This is a genomic window from Nonomuraea sp. NPDC050451, assembly GCF_044458585.1.
Window position 1 is genome coordinate 32,393 of sequence record NZ_JBITHZ010000036.1, and the last position, 19,992, is coordinate 52,384.

21 protein-coding genes are annotated in these 19,992 nt (G+C 68.6%); 10 read left to right on the forward strand and 11 right to left on the reverse strand.

What is annotated here, in order from left to right:
- Nucleotides 1–22 precede the first annotated feature (22 nt).
- The 4 genes from ACIBI9_RS54125 to ACIBI9_RS54140 all read right to left on the reverse strand — a co-directional run bounded on the left by ACIBI9_RS54125 (nucleotide 23) and on the right by ACIBI9_RS54140 (nucleotide 3,270).
- Nucleotides 23–964 carry an NADH-quinone oxidoreductase subunit H gene (locus tag ACIBI9_RS54125; RefSeq protein ID WP_387581409.1) on the reverse strand — a complete coding sequence of 314 codons (942 nt, stop codon included), beginning with the start codon at nucleotides 962–964 and terminating at the stop codon, nucleotides 23–25.
- Nucleotides 957–1,487, reverse strand: a complete 531-nt coding sequence (locus ACIBI9_RS54130) for an NADH-quinone oxidoreductase subunit C (RefSeq protein WP_397235273.1) — start codon at nucleotides 1,485–1,487, stop codon at nucleotides 957–959. Before ACIBI9_RS54130 ends, ACIBI9_RS54125 begins: the two co-directional genes overlap by 8 nt.
- 452 nt (nucleotides 1,488–1,939) lie before the next feature.
- Nucleotides 1,940–2,449: an NADH-quinone oxidoreductase subunit B family protein gene (locus ACIBI9_RS54135; protein WP_318787639.1), complete on the reverse strand. Its 510-nt coding sequence runs from the start codon at nucleotides 2,447–2,449 to the stop codon at nucleotides 1,940–1,942.
- Nucleotides 2,450–2,898: 449 nt separating this feature from the next.
- Nucleotides 2,899–3,270 carry an NADH-quinone oxidoreductase subunit A gene (locus tag ACIBI9_RS54140; protein ID WP_397235274.1) on the reverse strand — a complete coding sequence of 124 codons (372 nt, stop codon included), beginning with the start codon at nucleotides 3,268–3,270 and terminating at the stop codon, nucleotides 2,899–2,901.
- A gap of 168 nt (nucleotides 3,271–3,438) precedes the next feature.
- Between ACIBI9_RS54140 and ACIBI9_RS54145 the strand changes: the two genes are divergently transcribed.
- From ACIBI9_RS54145 to ACIBI9_RS54170, 6 genes are all read left to right on the forward strand, one after another.
- A complete protein-coding gene (locus ACIBI9_RS54145; RefSeq protein ID WP_397235275.1) occupies nucleotides 3,439–4,980 on the forward strand; it encodes a polysaccharide deacetylase family protein in 1,542 nt (513 codons plus the stop codon).
- Between the two features lie 33 nt (nucleotides 4,981–5,013).
- Complete coding sequence (locus tag ACIBI9_RS54150; protein ID WP_350733556.1) at nucleotides 5,014–5,103, forward strand: putative leader peptide; 90 nt, start codon at nucleotides 5,014–5,016, stop codon at nucleotides 5,101–5,103.
- 191 nt (nucleotides 5,104–5,294) lie between these two features.
- Entirely contained in the window at nucleotides 5,295–7,139 is a 1,845-nt protein-coding gene (locus ACIBI9_RS54155; RefSeq protein ID WP_397235276.1) for a 2-oxoacid:acceptor oxidoreductase subunit alpha, read from the forward strand.
- A complete protein-coding gene (locus ACIBI9_RS54160) occupies nucleotides 7,132–8,178 on the forward strand; it encodes a 2-oxoacid:ferredoxin oxidoreductase subunit beta (protein ID WP_397235277.1) in 1,047 nt (348 codons plus the stop codon). The genes ACIBI9_RS54155 and ACIBI9_RS54160 overlap by 8 nt, the downstream gene beginning before the upstream one ends.
- Nucleotides 8,179–8,240: 62 nt before the next feature.
- Nucleotides 8,241–9,179, forward strand: a complete 939-nt coding sequence (locus ACIBI9_RS54165) for an NAD-dependent epimerase/dehydratase family protein (protein WP_397235278.1) — start codon at nucleotides 8,241–8,243, stop codon at nucleotides 9,177–9,179.
- Between the two features lie 44 nt (nucleotides 9,180–9,223).
- On the forward strand, nucleotides 9,224–9,880 hold the full coding sequence (locus tag ACIBI9_RS54170) for a hypothetical protein (protein WP_397235279.1): 657 nt from the start codon (nucleotides 9,224–9,226) through the stop codon (nucleotides 9,878–9,880).
- Here ACIBI9_RS54170 and ACIBI9_RS54175 read toward each other — a convergent pair.
- Complete coding sequence (locus ACIBI9_RS54175) at nucleotides 9,877–10,752, reverse strand: hypothetical protein (RefSeq protein ID WP_397235280.1); 876 nt, start codon at nucleotides 10,750–10,752, stop codon at nucleotides 9,877–9,879. The genes ACIBI9_RS54170 and ACIBI9_RS54175 overlap by 4 nt on opposite strands.
- On the opposite strand from ACIBI9_RS54175, the gene ACIBI9_RS54180 reads away from it, so the two are divergent.
- Nucleotides 10,730–11,227 carry a hypothetical protein gene (locus ACIBI9_RS54180; protein ID WP_397235281.1) on the forward strand — a complete coding sequence of 166 codons (498 nt, stop codon included), beginning with the start codon at nucleotides 10,730–10,732 and terminating at the stop codon, nucleotides 11,225–11,227. The two genes, ACIBI9_RS54175 and ACIBI9_RS54180, sit on opposite strands and share 23 nt — an antisense overlap.
- 276 nt (nucleotides 11,228–11,503) lie before the next feature.
- On the opposite strand, the gene ACIBI9_RS54185 is transcribed toward ACIBI9_RS54180, so the two are convergent.
- Both ACIBI9_RS54185 and ACIBI9_RS54190 read right to left on the reverse strand, forming a co-directional pair.
- Entirely contained in the window at nucleotides 11,504–12,427 is a 924-nt protein-coding gene (locus ACIBI9_RS54185) for a hypothetical protein (protein ID WP_397235282.1), read from the reverse strand.
- Entirely contained in the window at nucleotides 12,427–13,239 is an 813-nt protein-coding gene (locus ACIBI9_RS54190; RefSeq protein ID WP_397235283.1) for a 2OG-Fe(II) oxygenase, read from the reverse strand. Before ACIBI9_RS54190 ends, ACIBI9_RS54185 begins: the two co-directional genes overlap by 1 nt.
- A 106-nt stretch (nucleotides 13,240–13,345) precedes the next feature.
- On the opposite strand from ACIBI9_RS54190, the gene ACIBI9_RS54195 reads away from it, so the two are divergent.
- Nucleotides 13,346–14,269: a glycosyltransferase family 2 protein gene (locus ACIBI9_RS54195; RefSeq protein ID WP_397235284.1), complete on the forward strand. Its 924-nt coding sequence runs from the start codon at nucleotides 13,346–13,348 to the stop codon at nucleotides 14,267–14,269.
- A gap of 10 nt (nucleotides 14,270–14,279) precedes the next feature.
- Nucleotides 14,280–14,828 carry a dTDP-4-dehydrorhamnose 3,5-epimerase family protein gene (locus ACIBI9_RS54200; protein WP_397235285.1) on the forward strand — a complete coding sequence of 183 codons (549 nt, stop codon included), beginning with the start codon at nucleotides 14,280–14,282 and terminating at the stop codon, nucleotides 14,826–14,828.
- Here ACIBI9_RS54200 and ACIBI9_RS54205 read toward each other — a convergent pair.
- Genes ACIBI9_RS54205 through ACIBI9_RS54215 form a run of 3 tightly spaced genes read right to left on the reverse strand, consistent with a single transcriptional unit; the run spans nucleotide 14,717 to nucleotide 17,679 of the window.
- Nucleotides 14,717–16,123, reverse strand: a complete 1,407-nt coding sequence (locus tag ACIBI9_RS54205) for an O-antigen ligase family protein (protein ID WP_397235286.1) — start codon at nucleotides 16,121–16,123, stop codon at nucleotides 14,717–14,719. The two genes, ACIBI9_RS54200 and ACIBI9_RS54205, sit on opposite strands and share 112 nt — an antisense overlap.
- The gene (locus tag ACIBI9_RS54210; protein WP_397235287.1) at nucleotides 16,120–16,851 is read right to left on the reverse strand and encodes a hypothetical protein; all 732 of its coding nucleotides are present in this window, start codon (nucleotides 16,849–16,851) and stop codon (nucleotides 16,120–16,122) included. The genes ACIBI9_RS54205 and ACIBI9_RS54210 overlap by 4 nt, the downstream gene beginning before the upstream one ends.
- Nucleotides 16,852–16,860: 9 nt before the next feature.
- Nucleotides 16,861–17,679, reverse strand: a complete 819-nt coding sequence (locus ACIBI9_RS54215) for a hypothetical protein (RefSeq protein ID WP_397235288.1) — start codon at nucleotides 17,677–17,679, stop codon at nucleotides 16,861–16,863.
- A 230-nt stretch (nucleotides 17,680–17,909) separates the two neighbouring features.
- On the opposite strand from ACIBI9_RS54215, the gene ACIBI9_RS54220 reads away from it, so the two are divergent.
- Complete coding sequence (locus tag ACIBI9_RS54220) at nucleotides 17,910–19,040, forward strand: acyltransferase family protein (protein WP_397235289.1); 1,131 nt, start codon at nucleotides 17,910–17,912, stop codon at nucleotides 19,038–19,040.
- On the opposite strand, the gene ACIBI9_RS54225 is transcribed toward ACIBI9_RS54220, so the two are convergent.
- Nucleotides 19,033–19,878 (reverse strand): hypothetical protein, encoded by an 846-nt coding sequence (locus tag ACIBI9_RS54225; RefSeq protein WP_397235290.1) that lies wholly within the window; start codon nucleotides 19,876–19,878, stop codon nucleotides 19,033–19,035. The two genes, ACIBI9_RS54220 and ACIBI9_RS54225, sit on opposite strands and share 8 nt — an antisense overlap.
- Nucleotides 19,879–19,992 lie beyond the last annotated feature (114 nt).

The following is a 19,992-nucleotide window of genomic DNA, read 5'->3' on the forward strand; positions in this document are numbered from 1 at the left end:
AAGCGAATCTAAAGTTTCAGCTCTAGACGAGAACCTTGATGATGCCGGTCAGGGCCAGTTGGCCCAGGGCCAGGGGGACCAGGATGGCCCAGGCGAGCTTTTGGAGCTGGTCCTCGCGCAGCCGGGGGAACGTGACGCGTAGCCAGATCACCACGAACGACAGCGCGAAGACCTTGATCAGAGTCCACAGCCAGCCGGGGAGGAACGGGCCGTGCCAGCCGCCCAGGAACAGGACGGTGGTCAGGAAGGACAGGACCACGATCCCGACGTACTCGGAGAGCATGAACAGCGCGAAGCGCATGCCCGTGTACTCGGTCATCGGGCCCATGATGATCTCGGACTCGGCGATCGGCATGTCGAACGGGGGGCGGCGCAGCTCGGCGAGCCCCGCCAGGAAGAAGACGACGCCGCCGACGGCCTGCCACGGCAGCCACCACCACTGCCACGCCTCGACGATGCCGGGAATCGACAGCGTGCCCGCGGCCATGGCAACGGAGGAGGCCGCGAGGACCAGCGGCAGCTCGTACGACATGAGCTGGGCGGCCGAACGCATGCCGCCGAGCACCGAGTATTTGTTGGCCGAAGCCCACCCGGCCATGATCGAGCCGAGGACGCCGACGCCCATGACGGCGAGGACGAAGAAGAGCCCGAGGTCGAGGTTCACGGCCACGCGGCCGCGGTCGATGGGGATGGCGATCAGTACGACGAGGTACGGGACGAGCGCCACACCGGGGGCGATCATGAAGATGCGGCGGTCGGCCGCGGCCGGGATGACGTCCTCCTTCTGCGCGAACTTCACCCCGTCGGCGATGAGCTGCGCCCAGCCGTGGAAACGGCCCGCGTACATGGGGCCCAGCCGCGACTGCATGTGAGCCATGACCTTGTGCTCGGTCTGGCCGACGATCAGCGGCAGAACCAGGAACACGATGAGGATGACGGCGAAGCTCAGCACCACTTCAAGCATCTGGCGGCCCCCAGTCGGCTGGAACTCCTGGCGGAAGCGTCTTGCGGCGGCTCGGTGCGCCGTGTCCCGATTCGCCGGGCTCCTTGGCACCGGGCCACGGCTTGGCCACGCGGGCGGCGAGAATGAAATCCTTGCGGAGCGGGTGGCCCTCGAACCCGTCGGGCAGGAGGAGGGGCACGAGGTAGGGGTGGTCGTCGAAGATCACGCCGAACATCTCGTACGTCTCGCGCTCGTGCCAGTTCGCGCCCCGGTAGACGCCTACCGCGGTGGGGAGGTGGGGGTCTTCGCGGGGTACGCGGGTGCGGAGGAGCAGGCGTGCTCCGGCGGTCAGGTTGTAGACGTGGGCGACGACGAGGAAGGCGTCCGGCGGGTCGTCCACGCCGGTCAGCCAGTCGAAGAACGCGTAGCCGAGGTCGTCCCGGACGAACGTCAGGAGCTCGATCCAGTCGGCGGAGGCCACGTCGATCGTGGTGTCGCCGTAGGACTCGGAGACCTGGGCGCGGTCCCCGAACTGGGCCTCCACCCGGGTGAGGCTGCCGGGGAGTGTAGCGGCGTCGGGTGACTGATCCGGCGTCGGCTGCTGGCTGCCGTCGTTCGTCGGTTGTGTGGACGGGCGGGTCTGGGGCTGCTCTGACGGCTGTGCGGACGGGCGGGTCTCCGGCTGCTCGGACGGCTGTGCGGACGGGCGGGTCTCCGGCTGCTCTGACGGCCGTGCAGGCGGGCGAGTCCCGGGCTCCTCGGGCGGGCGGGATCCGGACCGCTCTGACGGCTGTGCGGACGGGCGGGTCTCCGACTGCTCTGACGGCCGTGCAGGCGGGCGAGTCCCGGGCTGCTCCGGCGGGCGGATTCCGGGCCCCTCGGACGGCTGCGCGGGCGGGCGGGTCTCGGGCCGCTCGGATGGCTGCTGGTCGTGAGGGCTGGAGGCGTTCGAGGGCTCAGGGGTGTTGTCCGGTCGGTCGGGAGTTCCGTCGGTGGTCACGCGTCCTCCCCGTGGGAGCGGGACCACACGTACCGGTCGCTGAGCTTCTCGTCGGCGATCTTCTCCTGGAGCTTCATGATCCCGTACAGGAGAGCCTCCGGGCGGGGCGGGCAGCCGGGCACGTACACGTCGACGGGGATGATCTGGTCCACGCCGTTGGTCACGCAGTAGGAGTCCCAGTAGGGGCCGCCGGAGTTGGAGCAGGCGCCGAACGAGATCACGTATTTAGGGTCGGGCATCTGCTCGTAGAGCCGCTTGACGGCTGGGGCCATCTTGTCGGTGACCGTGCCGGAGACGATCATCAGGTCGGCCTGGCGCGGGCCGTTCGCGAACGGGATCACGCCGAATCTGATGAAGTCGTGCCTGCTCATGGAGGTCGCGATGAACTCGATGGCGCAGCAGGCCAGCCCGAAGTTGAACACCCACAGCGAGTAGCGCCGGCCCCAGTTGAGCACGAAGCGCATCGGCTTGGGCGCCAACCTGGAGATCGGGCCCACGGTGGGCATCGGGAGGTCTGTTGCTGCCATGTTGACCATTCTTGCGCGGATCGCAGGTCAGGCAAAGGAATCTTCGGTTGGGGGGTTGTTGGGGAGTTCTTGGCTTGGTGAGGGTTGTCGCGGTTTCCCGTGAGGGCTGGGCGATGCGGCGGCCGCCGTGCTGGCGCGGGTGCCTCGGTATCGGCGCCGATTCGGTCGAGCGGGGTGGTGGGGTTGGCGCATCGATGTGAGTGAAGGGCTCGGCGCTGATAGGGAAGCGAGAAGGGGAGTGGACGGGGCAGGGGCGGTCGCGCGGAGGCGAGGGACGACGCGGGGCGGGCGAGACGACGAGCACGAGCATTCAGTCGGACGATATGCGGGTCGTATGAGGGCGCCGGGCGGAGAGTGGAGAGCGGGCGACGCGCAGGTGCGGCCGGGGATGGGGTGCGGGGCGGGGTGGGATGGCGGGGCGGGGTGGGTTAGGTCCAGGTGAGTACGTGTTTGCGCCAGGCGTACAGGATGCCGAGGGCGATGAAGCCGAGGAAGACGAACATCTCCACAAGCGTCGTCAGGCCGTAGCCGGGCGCGTCGAAGATGGTGGCCCAGGGGAACAGGAAGACGGCGTCCACCGCGAACACCACGTACAGGTACGTGAAGACGTAGTAGCGGACCTGCGACTGCGCCCACCCTTCACCGACCGGGTCGACCCCGCACTCGTACGTGGTCAGTTTGTCTGGGGTTGGGCGGGTCGGGCGGAGGAGGCGGTTGGCCATCAGGGCGCCGGCCACGATGGCGACACCGATGGCGAGCAATGCGGCGACGAGCACGTAGGACCCGAAGTAGTCCTCCATGAGTGAGATCGTAACCCGGGATCTCCATCACGAACCTGGTCAAAGTTCAGGAATCCGCCACGAACCACAGGGAAGGGGCGCCGCCAGATACCCGCGCCGGTCAAAGGCTCGGGCGTGATCACGTCAAGACGGGGTAAACGGTAAGATCAACCCCATACCCTGACATTCATGCACAAATTGCGATTCTTTTCCGGAATCGCTCTGCTGGCTCTCTCGACGACCGCCTGTGGTCTGGCGGCCGGCTCCCCCGAGAGGGACGTCATGGTCCCGGCAGAGCCGACGATGATCGACTTTGTCGACCCGGCGGCCGTTGCCGGCCTGTCCACCAGGACGCTCACCGACGATTACTACGCCGGCAGCCGATATGTGCACATCAGCTACCCCGAGTTCCAGAACGCCCCCGCGCTCAACCGCGCCCTGCGCGCCGAGGCCGAGCGGAAGTGGCGGGACTTCCGCGGGCGGACCGAAGGCCGCGCCGCCTATACGCGGCCCGAGCTGAACGTGGACTGGCAGCTCGCCGCCGCCTCCCCCCAGGCGATCGCGGTACGGCTGCGGACGGGCGAGTTCCAGGGCGCGGGCTGGGGCTACTCCACGCGTACGTACTGGTTCGACCGGCGCAACGGCAAGGTCACGGAGTCGGCCGGGCTGCTCGACGGCGAGCACGCCCTGCGGCAGCTCGCCCAGCTGGTGCGCGAGCAGCTCAAGGAGCGCGGGTCGCAGGTCGAGCGGGAAGAGGTCGCCGCCGGGGGCGACCGGTTCGACTCGATGGCGTTCAACCGGAGCGGGGACCTGGTGGTCGAGTTCGACGACTGCCAGATAGGGCCGTGCTCGCTGGGGCGGCTGGCCGTGGCGATCCCGGCGGATCGGGTGCGTCTGCTGCTGTCCGAGTTCGGGCGGCGGGCGCAGGACGATGTGCGCGAGGCGGCCAGGCGGGCGCAGGACGATGTGCGCGAGGTGGCCAGGCGGGCGCAGGACAGCGTGCGGGAGGCGGCCAGGAGGGCGCCGATCCGGCAGCCCGAAACGGCGCCCACGGAGAGCCCGCGGGCCGTCAGCAACCGGGCGGGGACCGTGGACTGCGCCAAGGCGAAGTGCGTGGCGCTGACGTTCGACGACGGCCCCGGGCCCTACACCGCAAAATTGCTGGACATCTTGCGGAAAGAGCGGGCGAGGGCGACGTTCTTCGTGGTCGGCTCCAACGCCGCCGCCCAGCCCGAGCTGGTCAAGAGGATGAGCGCCGAAGGACACCTCGTCGGGAACCACACCTGGGACCACAAGGACCTCTCGAAGCAGGCGACCAGCCGGATCACCGACTCGCTCAGGCGCACCGAGGACGCCGTCTCGACCGCCATCGGGCAGCGGCCGGCGCTCGCGCGGGCGCCGTACGGGGCCGTGAGCCAGGCCGTGCGCGACGTCGCGACCGAACTGGGGCTGGCCCTGGTCGACTGGGACATCGACGCCAAGGATCTGCTGGCAGATAAAGCGGGCGACATCGCGGACCTTGCCGTGCGCAAGGCGCATCCAGGTGCGATCATTCTCATGCACGACATCCACCGGGAAACCGTTGACGCGGTTCCGGACATCCTCAAAAGGCTGCGGGGGAAGGGTTACAGCTTCGTCACCGTTCCTGAGTTGTACGGCTCGGCAGGGATGCAGGCCGGACACCTGTACCGGTCGGGGAGCGAGCTGCCGGGTAAGCGCCCCCTGACGTAAGACACGTATTGGGGGGACGTATAGTTGGCGCTCGTGACCCGAACCGTTCTGTACGCACGCCTGCATGTGGACCTCTGCAGGCTCGCGTCCGGGCTGTGTCGTCGTTCTCCCACCTCACCCTGACTTCGACCGCGTTTACCCGCTTTACGCGGGATGCAAACGCGTGACCTTCCGAGGATCTAGCATGGATACAGAGAACGCGCCCCGGGCGACCGCGCCTCGGGCGTCGAGGAGGACTGAGCCGTGACCCAGCGCAGCGAGGGCACAAGTGCGCACAGTCGAGTTTCGTTCACAGCACTGACGAGGGAGGCGCTGTGAACAAGCAGGTCCAGCAACTCGACCGCGTGATCATCAGGTTCGCCGGAGACTCCGGCGACGGCATGCAGCTCACCGGCGACCGCTTCACCGCGGGCACGGCGGAGTTCGGCAACGACCTGTCGACGCTCCCCAACTTCCCCGCCGAGATCCGCGCGCCCGCAGGCACCTTGCCGGGTGTGTCGAGCTTCCAGCTCCACTTCGCGGACCACGACATCCTCACGCCCGGTGACGCGCCGAACGTGCTCGTGGCCATGAACCCGGCCGCGCTCAAGGCCAACCTGGGCGACCTGCCCAGAGGCGCGGACATCATCGCCAACACCGACGAGTTCACCAAGCGCAACCTGCAGAAGGTCGGCTATGGCGCCAACCCGCTGGAGGACGACTCGCTCAGCGAGTGGCGCGTGCACGCGGTGCCGCTGACCTCGCTCACCGTCAAGGCCCTCGAGGGCTTCGAGCTGTCCAAGAAGGACGCCGAGCGGTCGAAGAACATGTTCGCGCTGGGCCTGCTCAGCTGGCTCTACCACCGGCCGACCGAGCACACCATCAAGTTCCTCGAGCAGAAGTTCGCGAAGAAGCCGGACATCGCCAAGGCCAACATCGCCGCCTTCCAGGCGGGCTGGAACTACGGCGAGACCACCGAGTCCTTCTCCGTCTCGTACGAGGTCAAGCCCGCGCAGCTGGCCCCTGGCGTCTATCGCAACATCTCCGGCAACCAGGCCCTCGCGTACGGCCTGATCGCCGCCAGCGTGCAGTCCAAGCTCCCGCTGTTCCTGGGCTCCTACCCGATCACCCCGGCCAGCGACATCCTGCACGAGCTGAGCAAGCACAAGCGGTTCGGCATCCGCACCTTCCAGGCGGAGGACGAGATCGCGGGCGTCGGCGCGGCGCTCGGGGCCGCGTTCGGCGGGGCGCTCGGCGTGACCACCACGTCCGGTCCGGGTGTGGCGCTCAAGGCCGAGACCGTCGGCCTGGCGGTCACCACGGAGCTGCCGCTGATCATCGTGGACGTGCAGCGCGCGGGGCCGAGCACCGGCATGCCGACCAAGACCGAGCAGACCGACCTGCTCATGGCCATGTTCGGCCGCAACGGCGAGTCCCCGGTGCCGATCGTGGCGCCGATGTCGCCGAGCGACTGCTTCGACGCCGCCATCGAGGCCGCCAGGATCGCGGTCAAGTACCGCACCCCGGTCATGCTGCTCTCGGACGGCTACCTGGCCAACGGCTCGGAGCCCTGGCGCCTGCCCGAAGTTTCCGACTTGCCGGACATTTCGCAGCCCTTCACCGATGCCCCCAACGGCGCCGACGGCGAGTTCCTGCCGTACAAGCGTGACACCGAGACGCTCGCCCGCCCGTGGGCCATCCCCGGCACGGCCGGGCTCGAGCACCGCATCGGCGGCATCGAGAAGGCCGACGGCACCGGCAACATCTCCTACGACCCCAACAACCACGACCTGATGGTCCGCACGCGTGCCGCGAAGATCGCCGGCATCGACGTGCCGGAGCTGGCGGTCGACGACCCCGACGGCGACGCGAAGGTGCTCGTCATCGGCTGGGGCTCGACGTACGGACCGATCGCCGCGGCCGTCCGCCGGATCAGGAGGAACGGCGGCAAGGTCGCCCAGGCCCACCTGCGCCACCTCAACCCGCTGCCCGCCAACACCGGCGAGGTGCTCAAGAGCTACGACAAGGTGCTGCTGCCCGAGATCAACCTCGGCCAGCTCGCGCTGCTGCTGCGGGCTCGCTACCTCGTCGACGTGATCAGCTACAACCGTGTGCGCGGGCTCCCGTTCAAGGCCGAGGAGCTGGCCGGAGTCATCCAGGACGTGATCGACAGTGACTGAGCTCGTTAACGGGAAGGGCCTGTCGCTCATCCCCAAGACCGACGTCAAGCAGAGCCTGAAGGACTTCAAGTCCGACCAGGAGGTGCGCTGGTGCCCGGGCTGCGGCGACTACGCCATCCTGGCCGCGGTGCAGAGCTTCCTGCCGGAGCTGGGGCTCAAGCGCGAGAACATCGTGTTCGTGTCGGGCATCGGCTGCTCGTCGCGCTTCCCGTACTACCTCAACACGTACGGTTTCCACTCGATCCACGGCCGCGCGCCCGCCATCGCGACGGGGCTGGCCGCCTCCCGGCCCGACCTGTCGGTGTGGGTGATCACCGGTGACGGCGACGCGCTGTCGATCGGCGGCAACCACCTGATCCACGCGCTGCGCCGCAACGTCAACCTGAACATCCTGCTGTTCAACAACCGGATCTACGGGCTGACCAAGGGCCAGTACTCGCCCACCTCCGAGGTCGGCAAGATCACCAAGTCGACGCCCATGGGCTCGCTGGACAAGCCGTTCAACCCGATCTCGCTGGCCCTCGGCGCCGAGGCGTCGTTCGTGGCCCGCACCATCGACTCCGACCGCAAGCACCTGCAGTCGGTGCTGCGCGAGGCCACCGCGCACCGCGGCACGTCGCTGGTGGAGATCTACCAGAACTGCAACATCTTCAACGACAACGCCTTCGAGCAGCTCAAGGACCCCGAGGTCCGCGACGATATCACGCTGCGCCTGGAGCACGGGCAGCCGATCGTGAGCGCCTCCAAGGCCGTCGTGCGGGCGGCCAACGGGGGCATCGAGGTGGTGGCGCGTGACAGCGTGAGCGAGGACCAGATCCTCGTGCACGACGCGCACGCTCCCGACCCGTCGGCGGCCTTCGCGCTCAGCAGGCTGGACGAGCCGGCGTTCGAGCACGTGCCGATCGGCATCTTCCGGCAGATCGACCGGCCGGCGTACGACGTGCTGATGGCCGAGCAGCTCGAGGAGGCCGTGGCGCAGAAGGGCCCCGGCGATCTGAGCGATCTGCTCCTGGGTGGAGACACCTGGCGCATCGGCTAGTTGATGATTAGATGGAGCCGTCGGCCTGAACGGCTCCATCTTTCCACGGAGGTCAATCCACGATGTCGCATTGGCCGGAGACCGTGGTGATGGTGACAGGGGCGGCCGGATTCATCGGCTCGCATCTGGTGACGCGCTTACGAGCGCTCGGCGCCCAGGTGCACGCCGTCAGCCGCCGCCCCCAGCAGGCTCGCCATGGCGAGACCTGGCACGTGGCGAGCCTCAGTGACGCCGATTCGACGACGCGGCTCTTCCGGTCGGTACGGCCGACGCTCCTGTTCCACCTCGCCGGTGAGGTCACCGGATCGAGAGGTGACGAGGTCCTCCGCGCGACCCTGGAGAGCAACGTCATCGGCGGGGTCAACGTGTTGGCCGCCGCGCACGAAAGCGGCATCAAGACCGTCTTCACCGGCTCCATCGAGGAGCCGCGCCCGGGCAACGACCAGGCGCCGCCGTCGTCGGCCTACGCGATGTCCAAATGGGCCGCCACCGGCTACGCGCAGCTCTACCACCGCCTCTGGGACCTGCCCGTCACCGTTCTGCGCCCCAGCATGGTCTACGGGCCCGCCCAGCCCGACACCACCAAGCTCGTGCCGTACGTGACGCTCTGCCTCCTGCGGGGCCAGCGCCCCCGGCTCACCAAGGCCGCCAAACTCGCCGACTGGATCTATGTCGACGATGTCGTCGACGCTTTCGTCCTGGCGGGCGAATCAGACAAGGCCATCGGACACACTCTGGATATCGGCACCGGCGTCAAGACCCCGGCCCATGAGGTCGTCGAGCGGCTTTATCGGATCACCGGCACGAGCACGCGGCCCGAATTCGGCGCCGCGCCCGATCGTCCGCACGATATTACGCAGGTCGGCGACATCGCTCCGGCCGCGGATCGGCTCGGCTGGCGTCCTGTCACGGAATTGGACGAAGGGTTGCGCCGAACAGTCGATTGGTATGCGTCGCAAGAATGTCACAAAGAATCACACGCTGAAGCCGGGCCAGCATAATTCTGGGAGCATAGGGGTACTTGTCTGGCCGGAGGAGCGCCTTTATGAGCCGTCTTAATGCCCTGCGCAGCCGTTTCGTGGACGCTCCGGACTCGCTGGGGGCCAAGGCACGGGCGCGAAGGTGGCAGTGGTTCGCCGACCGGTTCCCCGACCTCGACCAGATGAACGTGCTCGACCTCGGCGGCACGGCCGGGGCCTGGATGCGCGCCCCGGTCCGGCCGGCCCACGTACACATCGTCAACCTCGAGCAACCGCCCGCCGACCTGCCGGCCTGGCTGCGCGCCGATGTCGCCGACGCCTGCGACCTACCGGCCGCGATCCGTGGCACGCGGTACGACCTGGTCTTCTCCAACGCGGTCATCGAGCACGTCGGCGGGCACCAGCGCCGGCAGCGGTTCGCCGACACCGTCCACGAGATGGCCGAGCGGCACTGGGTGCAGACGCCCTACCGCTATTTCCCGGTCGAGCCGCACTTCCTGTTCCCGGGGTTCCAGTTCCTGCCGCTCGCCGCGCGGACGACGATCCTGCGCCGCTGGCCACTCGTCCACACCCCGACCTCCGACCGCGACGCCGCCCGCATGATCGCCATGGAGGTCGAGCTGCTCAGCGTGACCGAGATGCGACACTACTTCCCCAAGTCCCAGATCCGCTTCGAGCGGCTGGCCGGGCTGGTGAAGTCGGTCATCGCGATCCGCAGCTAGTCAGCGGCCAGCACGCTCGCTCCGCCGCTCTCCCAGGTGTTGCCCTTCCAGACGTTGCCCGGCCCGTTGGAGTCCCAGTACGACACCGGGCCGGCGTAGCCGCCCTTCGGCCACACCTTGCGGCTGAAGACGTTGTCGATCACCTTGATGTTCGAGGACAGGCCCTTCCTGCCGGCGCCCGCGTAGAGCGACCAGCCGCCCCCGGCCAGCAGGTTGCCCTGCACGGTGACGTTGCGGGTCACGCCGAAGTCCTGGAAGAGCGCTATCGCGCCCGTCTGGTCGAGCGTGTTGATCACGGTGTTGCGCCGGATGATCAGCTCGGTGCCCGCGGCGGCGGTGCCCGTTGACATGATCATGTCGGTGTGGTCGCCGGAGTAGTACTTCGGGTCGTGCACGTACGAGTCCTCGACCAGGCCCTGGTCGGTGAGGATGCCGTTGGAGATCGTGTGGATGTCCACCCGGCGGATCGTGATCATCTTGCCCTGGTTGAGGATGCCGAACTGGGTGCGCTGCTTGCCGTTGCCGAAGATCTCGCTGTCCTCGACCTTGAGCCCGGTGTGCCCCTCGCGCTGGAGGATGCCCCAGTAGTCGGACTGCCCGCGCACCCGGGTGTTGCGGATGGTCACGTTGTCGGCCTCGACCGTGATGTCGCCGGTGATGTCCCAGCCGTCGATGACCTTGCCGTCCTCCTTGATGACGATCGAGCCGGTCTTGCGGACCAGCTCGGTGCCTTCGGGGACGCCCGTGTTCCCGGGCCCGGGCCAGCCACCGCTCGGCGGCGGGGCGGTCGTCGGCGTCTTCGTCGGAGTGGGGGTCGGGGTCTGGGTGGGGGTCCCGGGAGGCGTCTTCGTGGGAGTCCCGGGGAGCGTCACGGTCGGGGTCGGCGTCCGGGTGGAAGTCGGGGTCGGGGTCGGCGTCCTGGTGGGAGTGGCCGTCGGCGTCGGCGTCCTGGTCGGCGTCACCGTCGGAGTCGCGGTCGGCGTCCTCGTCGAAGTCGGCGTCGGAGTCGCAGAAGGAGGCGTCGGAGTCGCAGAAGGAGTAGTAGGAGGAGTAGGAGTACTAGTGGGCGTCCTCGTCGGCCTTGGCGTCGGTGAGGAGATCAGGGTCGGCGTCTTGATGGGCGTCACGGTCGGGGTCGCGGAGTCGCCGGGCGCCGGCGTCCCGGTCGGCGTGCGCGTCGGCCGCGAGGTCGGCTTCTTGGTGGGCCGCCGGGGCCACCACCACGGGCCCTTGGTCTTCCGTGGCCGCGGGCTCTCGGTGGTGGGGCGCGGCCGGGACTTCTGGCCGGCGGCGGCCCGCGGTGAGACCGAAGCACGTGCCCCGCTCGCGTCCGTCAGGACCGCCTGAGGCTTCAGCACATCAGAGGCGATGACGCCGTATCCACCCGCCAGCACCGCGACGGCGGAGACACCGGCCAGGGATAACCACCCGGTCCGCCTCTTACTTCGATTACTCCGCCGATGCCTTGACACAGGTGACTCCTTCCGATCACGGCCACATCGAGTCCCCAAGGGGAGAGAGTAGCCATGCCGGAAGCACTAAGAGGGGCTTTTTGCCGAAAATGGCTCCTTTACCCCTCAATTCCCAGAAAGCTCACCTTTCTCAATGATCAACAAAAACCCGTTATCCGGGACTTACCGCCCCACCGTTTTCCCAGGTGTTGCCGTGCCACGTATTTCCGGGCCCGTCCTTATCCCAATATGAAACCGGCCCCGCAGATCCGCCCTTGGGCCACACCCGGCGGCTGAAGACGTTGCCGATCACCTTGATGTTCGACGAGGTGCCCTTGACCCCGGCCCCCGCGTACAGCGACCAGCCACCCCCGGCCAGCAGGTTGCCCTCCACCGTCACGTTCTTGACCACGCCGAAGTCCTGGAACAGCGCGATCGCGGCCGTCTGGTCCAGCGTGTTGATCACCGTGTTGCGCCGGATGGTCAGCTCGGTGCCGGCGGCGGGCGGGCCGGTCGACATGATCATGTCGGTGTGGTCGCCGGAGTAGTACTTCGGGTCGTGCACGTACGAGTCCTCGACCACGCCCTGCTGGGTCAGGATGCCGTTGGAGATCGTGTGGATGTCCACCCGGCGCACGGTGATCAGCTTGCCCTGGTTGAGGATGCCGAACTGGGTGCGCTCCTTGCCGTTGCCGAAGATCTCGCTGTCCTCGACCTTCAGCCCGGTGCGCCCCTCGCGCTGGAGGATCCCCCACCAGCCCTTGGTGCCGCGGACGCGCGTGTTGCGGATGGTCACGTCGTCGGCCTCGACCGTGATGTAACCGGTCACCTCGACGCCGTCGATGACCGTGCCGTTCTTGGTCACCCGGATGGACCCGGATTCGCGCAGCGGCACGCCGTTGGGCACACCCGTGTTGTCCGGTCCCGGCCAGCTCCGCTCGGCCGGGTTCAACGGCGGGGCCGAGGCGGACGCGGTCGGGGGCGTGGCGAGCGACTGGGTGGCCAGCGGCTTCTCCTGGGCGCCGCCGTTCTGGCATCCGCTCAGCAGCACGATCAGGCCCAGGCCGAGCCACCGGCCTATGACGGACGGCCTCACTAGGCGTTGGGCTTCCGGCCGCCGACGAGGTCGGCCAGCGCGGGTGGCGTCCAGCGCTTGGCGACCTGGCGGAGGTTGCTCTTCCACGCCTCGCCGGGCCGCTGCTTGAACAGCGTGGTGTGCTCGTCGGTGGCCTCGTCCTCGGGCCTGCCGTTGGAGTAGTAGTAGAGCGCCATCGAGCGCCGCGCCCGGTCCGGCGGGCAGGTGAGCGGGTCCGGGTGCCCGTGGTTGGCGTCGTCGGTCGTGGCGAACACCACGAACCGGTTGAAGACCGGGAGGATCTTGCCCTCACACTCGGTCATGTCCTTGTTCCACAGCTGCAGGTGCCCGCCGTAGCTCTCCTCCCAGTCCTTGTTGAGGTAGAGCAGGCCGTTGAGGCGGCGGTCGAGGTTCAGCTTGCGGCTCTTGTTGAAGTCGGCGTGCACCTTGAGGAAGCCGCCCGGCCGGATCTGGTGCAGGCCGCCGCCCTCGAAGTGCGGGTCGGAGACGAGTTGCGTGATGCCGGTCAGCCGCTCCAGGAACTGGACGAACACCCCGCTGTTGAACTCCGCCAGCAGGTGCCTGGTGGCCGGCCCCATGCGCTCGGTGTCGGCCAGCGCCAGCTTCACCTCGCGCGCGGTGTCGAACCGCTGCCAGGTGGCGTCCCGCGGCTCGGGGAACTCCTCGAGGACGGGCTCCAGCACCTCGGGGGGCAGGAAGTCGTCGATGACCACATGGCGGAACGGCGAGGCCGTACGGAACTGCTCGGAATACTTGTCCGCCAGCGGGAAGAGGTCATCCCGGCGGAAGGTGAAAGCCTGCAGATCCTGCATGAAATGTGTCTCCGTCTCTACGACACCGCGGCCCCTACCTCCTCATCGCCTCAGCCGTGTCATCTGTTACCTGTAACGCTCCATTCCTGGGGCGCGATGGGGACATGTGAAGCCCGGCTCTCCCCGAGTCGCGATCGTGATCGTGACTTACAACAGCGCTCCGGTCCTCGGCGGTTGCCTGGCCTCTCTGCCCGAGGGCACCGACGGCGTACATCTCGCCGCCGTCGTCGTGGCGGACAACGCCTCCAAGGACGACTCGCTCCGCATCGCGGAACAGGCCACCGGCCTGCCCATGCGTCCCGTGCAAGTGGGCAGGAACGCCGGGTACGCGGCGGCGATCAACGCCGGGATCGCGGCGCTCGACCTCCATGAGCTCGACGCGATCTTCGTGATGAACCCCGACTGCCGCCTTCGTCCCGGTTCGCTGGCCGTGCTGAGCGAGGCCCTCGGCCGTCCGGGCACCGGCATCGCCGTCCCCCGGCTGATCAGCACCGAGGGCGTGCTCCACCACTCGCTCCGCCGCACGCCGGCCGTACGCCGTGCGCTGGCCGAGGCGCTGCTCGGCGGGCACCTGGCGGGCCGCGTCGGCGCGCTGGGCGAGATGATCGTCGATCCCGGCCGCTACGAGCGGCCGGGCCCCGCGGACTGGGCCACCGGAGCCGCCATGCTCATCTCCGTCGCGGCGCTCACCGAGGTCGGCCCGTGGGACGAGTCGTTCCTGCTGTACAGCGAGGAGACCGAGTACGCGCTGCGGGCCGCGGACGGGGGCTGGAGCCTCTGGTACGAGCCCGCCGCGGTGGTCGAGCACATCGGCGGCGAGGCGAAGACGAGCCCGATGCTGGCCGCGCTGCTCACGGTCAACCGCGTGCGGCTGTTCCGGCAGCGCAGGGGCAGGATCGCGACCGCGGGCTTCTACCTCGCCGTCCTGCTCGGCGAGGCCATGCGGGCCGCCGCGGGCCGCCGCACGGCCAGAGCGTCGGTCGTGGCCCTCCTCAGACCCTCCCGGCGACTGCGGACCCTACCTGGATGAGAGGAACACCATGAGAGTCGAGCACCTGGAGCTCGAAGGCGTGCTGCTGTTCGTGCCGACGCCCAGCCACGACGATCGGGGCTTCTTCACCAGGACCTTCGACGCCGCGATCGCCGCGGAGCACGGGCTGGACCACGCCGCGTTCGTCCAGGACAGCCAGTCGCGCTCGCGCCTGGGCACGATCAGGGGCATGCACGGCCGCTCGGGCCGCGGCGAGGCCAAGCTGGTACGGGCCGCGCACGGCGCCGTGCTCGACATCCTGGTGGACGCGCGGCCGGACTCGCCGACATTCGGCTCCCACATCACCGTCCGGCTCGACGACGTGTCGTTCGCGCACCTCTACGTGCCGCCGGGCATCCTGCACGGCTACCAGGCGCTGACCGAGCACGCCGACGTCTGCTACCGCATCGACAGGGAGCACGACCCGGCCGAGGACCTGGCCGTCCGCTACGACGACCCCGACCTCGCGCTGCCCTGGCCGTTGCCGGTCACCGCGATCAGCGAGCGCGACAGGTCGGCGGGCTCCTGGAAGGAGCTCAGGAGCAGCTTGTCCGCCTGATCACGGCGCTCGAACCGCAGCAGCGCCCCCGCCGCGCCGACCAGCAGGAACATCACGCTGGTGATGCCGGGGAAGGAGAGCAGGTCGAAGGTGGCCGCGCCCAGCAGCGGGATCACCAGGCAGGCGGCGATGGTCAGGCCCAGGTTGCGTACGTTCGGATCGGAGCTCAGCCGGCGGACCCAGAGGGCCACGACGATCCCGCATCCGATCACGCCGACGAACCCCAGCACGCCGAGCAGCCCGGTCTCGACCAGTGACAGCAGATACTGGTTGTCGAACACCTGATGCTTGAAGGGATACCAGGTGCCGAGCCCACGGCCGAAGATCGGGCTCTTGTCGAACTCCCGCATCGCGAACGGGTAGTCGTGGGTGCGGTAGATGATGCTGCTGTCCTCGCCGGCGCCGGCGAACAGGTTGTAGAACGTGCCGATCAGGCCCGGCGCCAGGACCTTCATGAAGCCCAGGAACACCACGAACGCGCCGATGGTGACGATCCGCCGCCGGTTGGACCAGCCGAGCAGGAGGATCAGCCCCGCCCCCGCCAGGCCGAGCACCGCGGTCCTGGAGACCGAGAACATCAGGCCGGCCGCGATGATGGCGGCACAGATCCACCAGCGGGTCGCGGCCTGCCCGCGGCTGCGCGCCTGGAAGCCGAGATGCGCGGCCAGCGGCAGCAGCATCGCCGACAGCGCGCCGAACTCGATCGGGTGCCCGAGCGTGCCGGCGACGCGGCGCAGGTCCGACCGGGAGATCACGGTCGGCACCTCCTCGACGGAGGAGTGGCGCAGCCCGGGGATCTGCATGTACTTGGTGAGGTCGAAGTCGAGCCTGAACTGCAGCAACGCGACGATCGCCGCGAACGCGCCGCCGATCACGACCGCCTTGAGCACGAAGTCGAGGCGCTCGCGGCTGCCGATGCCGTCGCAGACCATCAGCAGCAGGCTCACGTAGCCCGCGTAGAGCACGAACGTGTGGTCGGAGAGGTTGAGCTCGTCGGACGGCAGGTACAGGTAGGTCGTGTACCCGTAGATCGCCAGCAGGAGCGTGCCGTACACGAAGATCGCGGTGCGGACCGGGTTGCCGCCCTTGGCCACGCCGGTCGTACTGATCATCTGTGCGCACACCCACACCAGGCCCAGCACCAGAGCCATGATCTCGGCGGGCGTGAGCGACAGCGGGAGCCCGGCCACCGCCAGGCGGGCCGGAAGCATCAGCAGGACCACGACGAAGAAGCAGACCAGCGTGGCGCCGTCAGCGCGCCGGAGCGGCCGCTGGGCCAGGTTGGCCGGGGTCATCTTTCGCGTCCAGCCAGCGACCGCGTTCCGTTGCTCGCGACGGGCTCGTAGAGGCCGAGCTCGGGCGGGACCGGACGGCGCGCCCGGCGATGGCGGGCGAAGCTCTCGGCCGCGAAGGCGGCGAACAGGCTCATGAAGAACGCCAGCGCCCCGGTGACCACCGCGCTGCGCATCCGGCTGCCCTTCTTCTCGTCGGGTTGGGTGGGCGGCACCACGACGGTGGCGCTCACGTAGGTGGTGGGCGGTGCCTTGACCTGCTGCTGCCGGGCGCGCAGCTCCTGCTGGGCCAGCTCGGTGACCTTCGTGACGATGCCGTGGGCCAGCTCAGCGCTCGGCGCCTCGCAGGTGATGACGATGAAGGGGGTCGCCGGCATCATCTCGGGGTTGGTGCCCCCACTGGTGATCTTGAGCGTGACGTCGCCGCCGATCGGCGCGCCGACCTTGGCCACCGCCTCAGGGGTGTTCAGCCCCTGGATGAGGATCGACGAGGTCATGCTCAACCCCTGGTCGAAGGAGACCAGGGGGTTGGTGCGCGGGTTGGGGAACTTGGGGTCGCTCGGCACGCTGCCGCCGGTGACCGGCAGCGTGAGAACGAGCGCCGAGCTGGAGATGAAGGTCTTGGGCGCCACGGCGAAGACGCCGACGGCCCCCACGACCGTGAGCAGGAAGGCCGGAATCGTCACGTACCACCGCTTGAACAGAACGGTCGCCGTCGCCCAGAAGTCCATGCGCGGGCCTCATCCCTCGCCGTCGTCCTGGGTGGCCTTCCCGGGCCAGGGCACGGGAGAGAGCTGCTCCCCCCGGTAGACGGGGAACTCCATGGTGGAGGAGCTGTCCTCGTCGAGGTCCACGGGCGCCGGCTCCGGCGTTTCCACCGGCTCCGGCACGGGCACCGGCTCCTGCGCCGACATAGGAGCGACCACTGGGACCGCCACGGGGGCGACCACCGGGACCGCCATGGGCGCCGCCACGGGCGCCGGCGGCTCCGGCTGCTTCAACTGCTTGGGCGCGCGCCTGGTCACCACGCCGTAGGCGATGCCGAGGCCCAGGAGCAGGGAGAGCAGGGCGCCGCCGATCGCCCCCTGCCAGTTCACGCTGTGGTCGGCCTCGGGGGTGGACGGCGGCACGATGTCGGTGGACGTGATGAAGGTGTTCGCCGGGGCGCCGAGCGCCTTCTGCCATTTGAACAACTCGGTCGCCACGCGCTCGCGTGCCGCCATCAGCACGGCCGTGGCCTGCCGGGGAGACTCGCTGTCGACCCTGATGTAGATGTAGGGCCCGTTGATGTCCAGGACGTTGGGGTTGGAGCGCCCGTCGTCGATCGTGATCTCCGTCGGGCCGTCCTTGGGGGCGCCGAGCTGGGTCCAGACGTCCTGCGTGTTCATCGACAGGATGACGATGCTGGCACCGGTCTTCAGCGCGTCGTTGAAGGAGAGGAACGGGTTGGTGAGCCCCTGCTTGGTCTTGTCGGAGGGGACGGTGCCCCCGTTCACCGGCGTGGCCAGCACGAGGGAGACATCGGTCGTGTAGTGCGCCGGAATGACCGCGTACACCACAACGCCCACCAGGATCGACAGACAGATCAGTGGCGGGCCTATGAGAACTCGGCGGAGAAGACCAAGAATCGTCTTCCAGAACTCCATTTTGGTACGTTCCCCCGCATCAGCAATGCTTGCCCTATAGCGGACCATCGCCCATCCTCGGCCAGACGTTACATCTCCGTAGAACGGTTACACCGCGCGTAGTCGAAGCGATAGACCTACGACTACGGCGACGGGGGCTTCGGGTGGGGATCACGGTAGAGCGTCCGGCGACGCGGCGCAGGCTGGCCGGACTCGACGGCTTACGGGGCCTGGCGGCGCTGTTCGTCGTCCTTCACCATTGCTGGCTCCTGTCCTTCCCCGGGTTCCCGGTCAACGACGCGCCCGGGTGGACGGGATGGCTGCTCTACGGCCATTTCGCGGTCGTGGTGTTCATCGTCCTGTCCGGTTTCTCGCTGGCGATCTCGCCCGCCCGCTCCGGCTGGCAGCTGGGCGGCATCCCCACGTTCCTCAACCGCCGCGCCTGGCGCATCCTGCCGCCCTACTGGGCGGCGCTGGCGTTTAGCCTGGTGATCGCGTGGGCGGTCATCCCGCAGCCCGGGCAGCAGACGCCCACCGGGCAGTCGGTCCTCATCTACGGGCTCCTTCTGCAGGACGTCTTCGGCTCCCCCAGTCCCAACGGGGCCCTGTGGTCGATCGCCGTCGAGGCGCAGCTCTACCTGGTGTTCCCGCTGATGCTGCTGGTCCTGCGCAAGATGGGCGCGGCGGTGATGCTCGGCGCGGTGACCCTGATCGTCGTGGCGGTGGGGGCGCTGGCGCCTTCCGTGCCGGCCGTGGACCTGCTGATGCGGCTGACGCCGCAGTTCGCCGCGCTCTTCGCCATGGGGGCGGTCTGCGCCGGCGTCGTGCGCGCGCAGGAGCGTACGGAGCGCCTGCCCTGGCACTGGTTCGCGGCGGCCGCCGCGGTCCCGGTGCTCCTGCTGATCGTGGTCGCCGGGCCGGTCTGGGTGGTCGCGAACTTCTTCTGGGTGGATCTGGCGGTCGGCCCGGCCGCCGGGTTGTTGCTGACGGGCGTGGCGACGGGCAAGCCGGTCTGGCTGGTACGGCTGCTCGACACGCGTCCGCTCCGGCGGCTGGGCTCCTTCTCCTACAGCCTCTACCTGATCCACTCACCGCTCGTCGTCATGATCAACCGGCTGGTCGTGGCGCCGTACGTGCCGCCGGGCATGCCGACCTTTCTCCTCACGCTCGCCCTGGCAGTGCCGGTGAGCGTGGGGACGGCGTGGTTGTTCGCCTCGGTCTTCGAGTTGCCCTTCCAACGGCACCGGAGCTGGAAGGGCCTGCGCGACGCCGTACGCGCGCGGTTCGTCAGGTGAGCTTGGCCAGCGCCTCGGCCTCGTACTCCGCCGCGAGCTCCTCCGGGATGCGCGTCAGGTCGTCGGCCCGGTAGAAGTCGCGCAGGGTGGTGCCGCGGCAGGTGGCGTCCACGTTGGGCGCCGCCGCGCGGGAGCGGACGTCGTCGATGTGGACGGTGCGGAAGTCGATGCTGAAGCGGGTCCTGCCGGAGGTGTTGGTGACGGTCGAGTGCAGGTGCGCCCCGGAGAAGAGCAGCATCCCGCCCGGCTCCGGCACCAGCCGCAGCTCGGTCTCGAGGTCGAGCGCCTCCTCCGGCTTGGGCTGCTCCCGGGTGTCGCTGTGGATGTGCTGGGCGGCCGTGGGCCGGCTGACGGCGGTCCATTCCGCGTAGTCGTATCGGCCGCTGCCGTTGCGCACGGGGCGGTCGAAGTACTGCGGGTGCAGGGCGAAAACGTTCTCCGGGACCACCTCGTAGATCGGCATCCACCAGTTGACCTGGCAGAACGGCGCGGCGTACCAGCAGTCGCGATGAGCGTGGTAGGCGTAGGAGATGCCGGAGTCGAGGTAGTGGTCGGCGGTGGAGGTGCGCAGCCTCGGCACGTCGAAGTAGGTCTTGTCCAGCGCCATGCCCAGCTCGTCGAGCAGGGTGACGAGGAGCTTCTTGCTGGTGGGGTGGTGGATGAAGCGCGGCTTGAGGTCCGCGAGCAGTGCCGCGAACGCCTCGACCGGCATCTCGTACTGGGCGGTCTGGGGGTCGCGGCCCTCGAACGCCTCCTCGATCAACTCGCGGGCGAACTCGATCAGCTTGGTCGAGGCAGGCGTCGCGGAGTAGAGGAAGAGGTCTCCCTGGAAGAGCATTTTGCGCCGAACATCATCGTTGATTCGGCTATTTGCCAATAAAACGGACATAGCGAGATTTTCCCCCTCGCGTGGTTCTTTTCCCTTCTCTCGCCTTAGCCCGCTTCTTTGTTA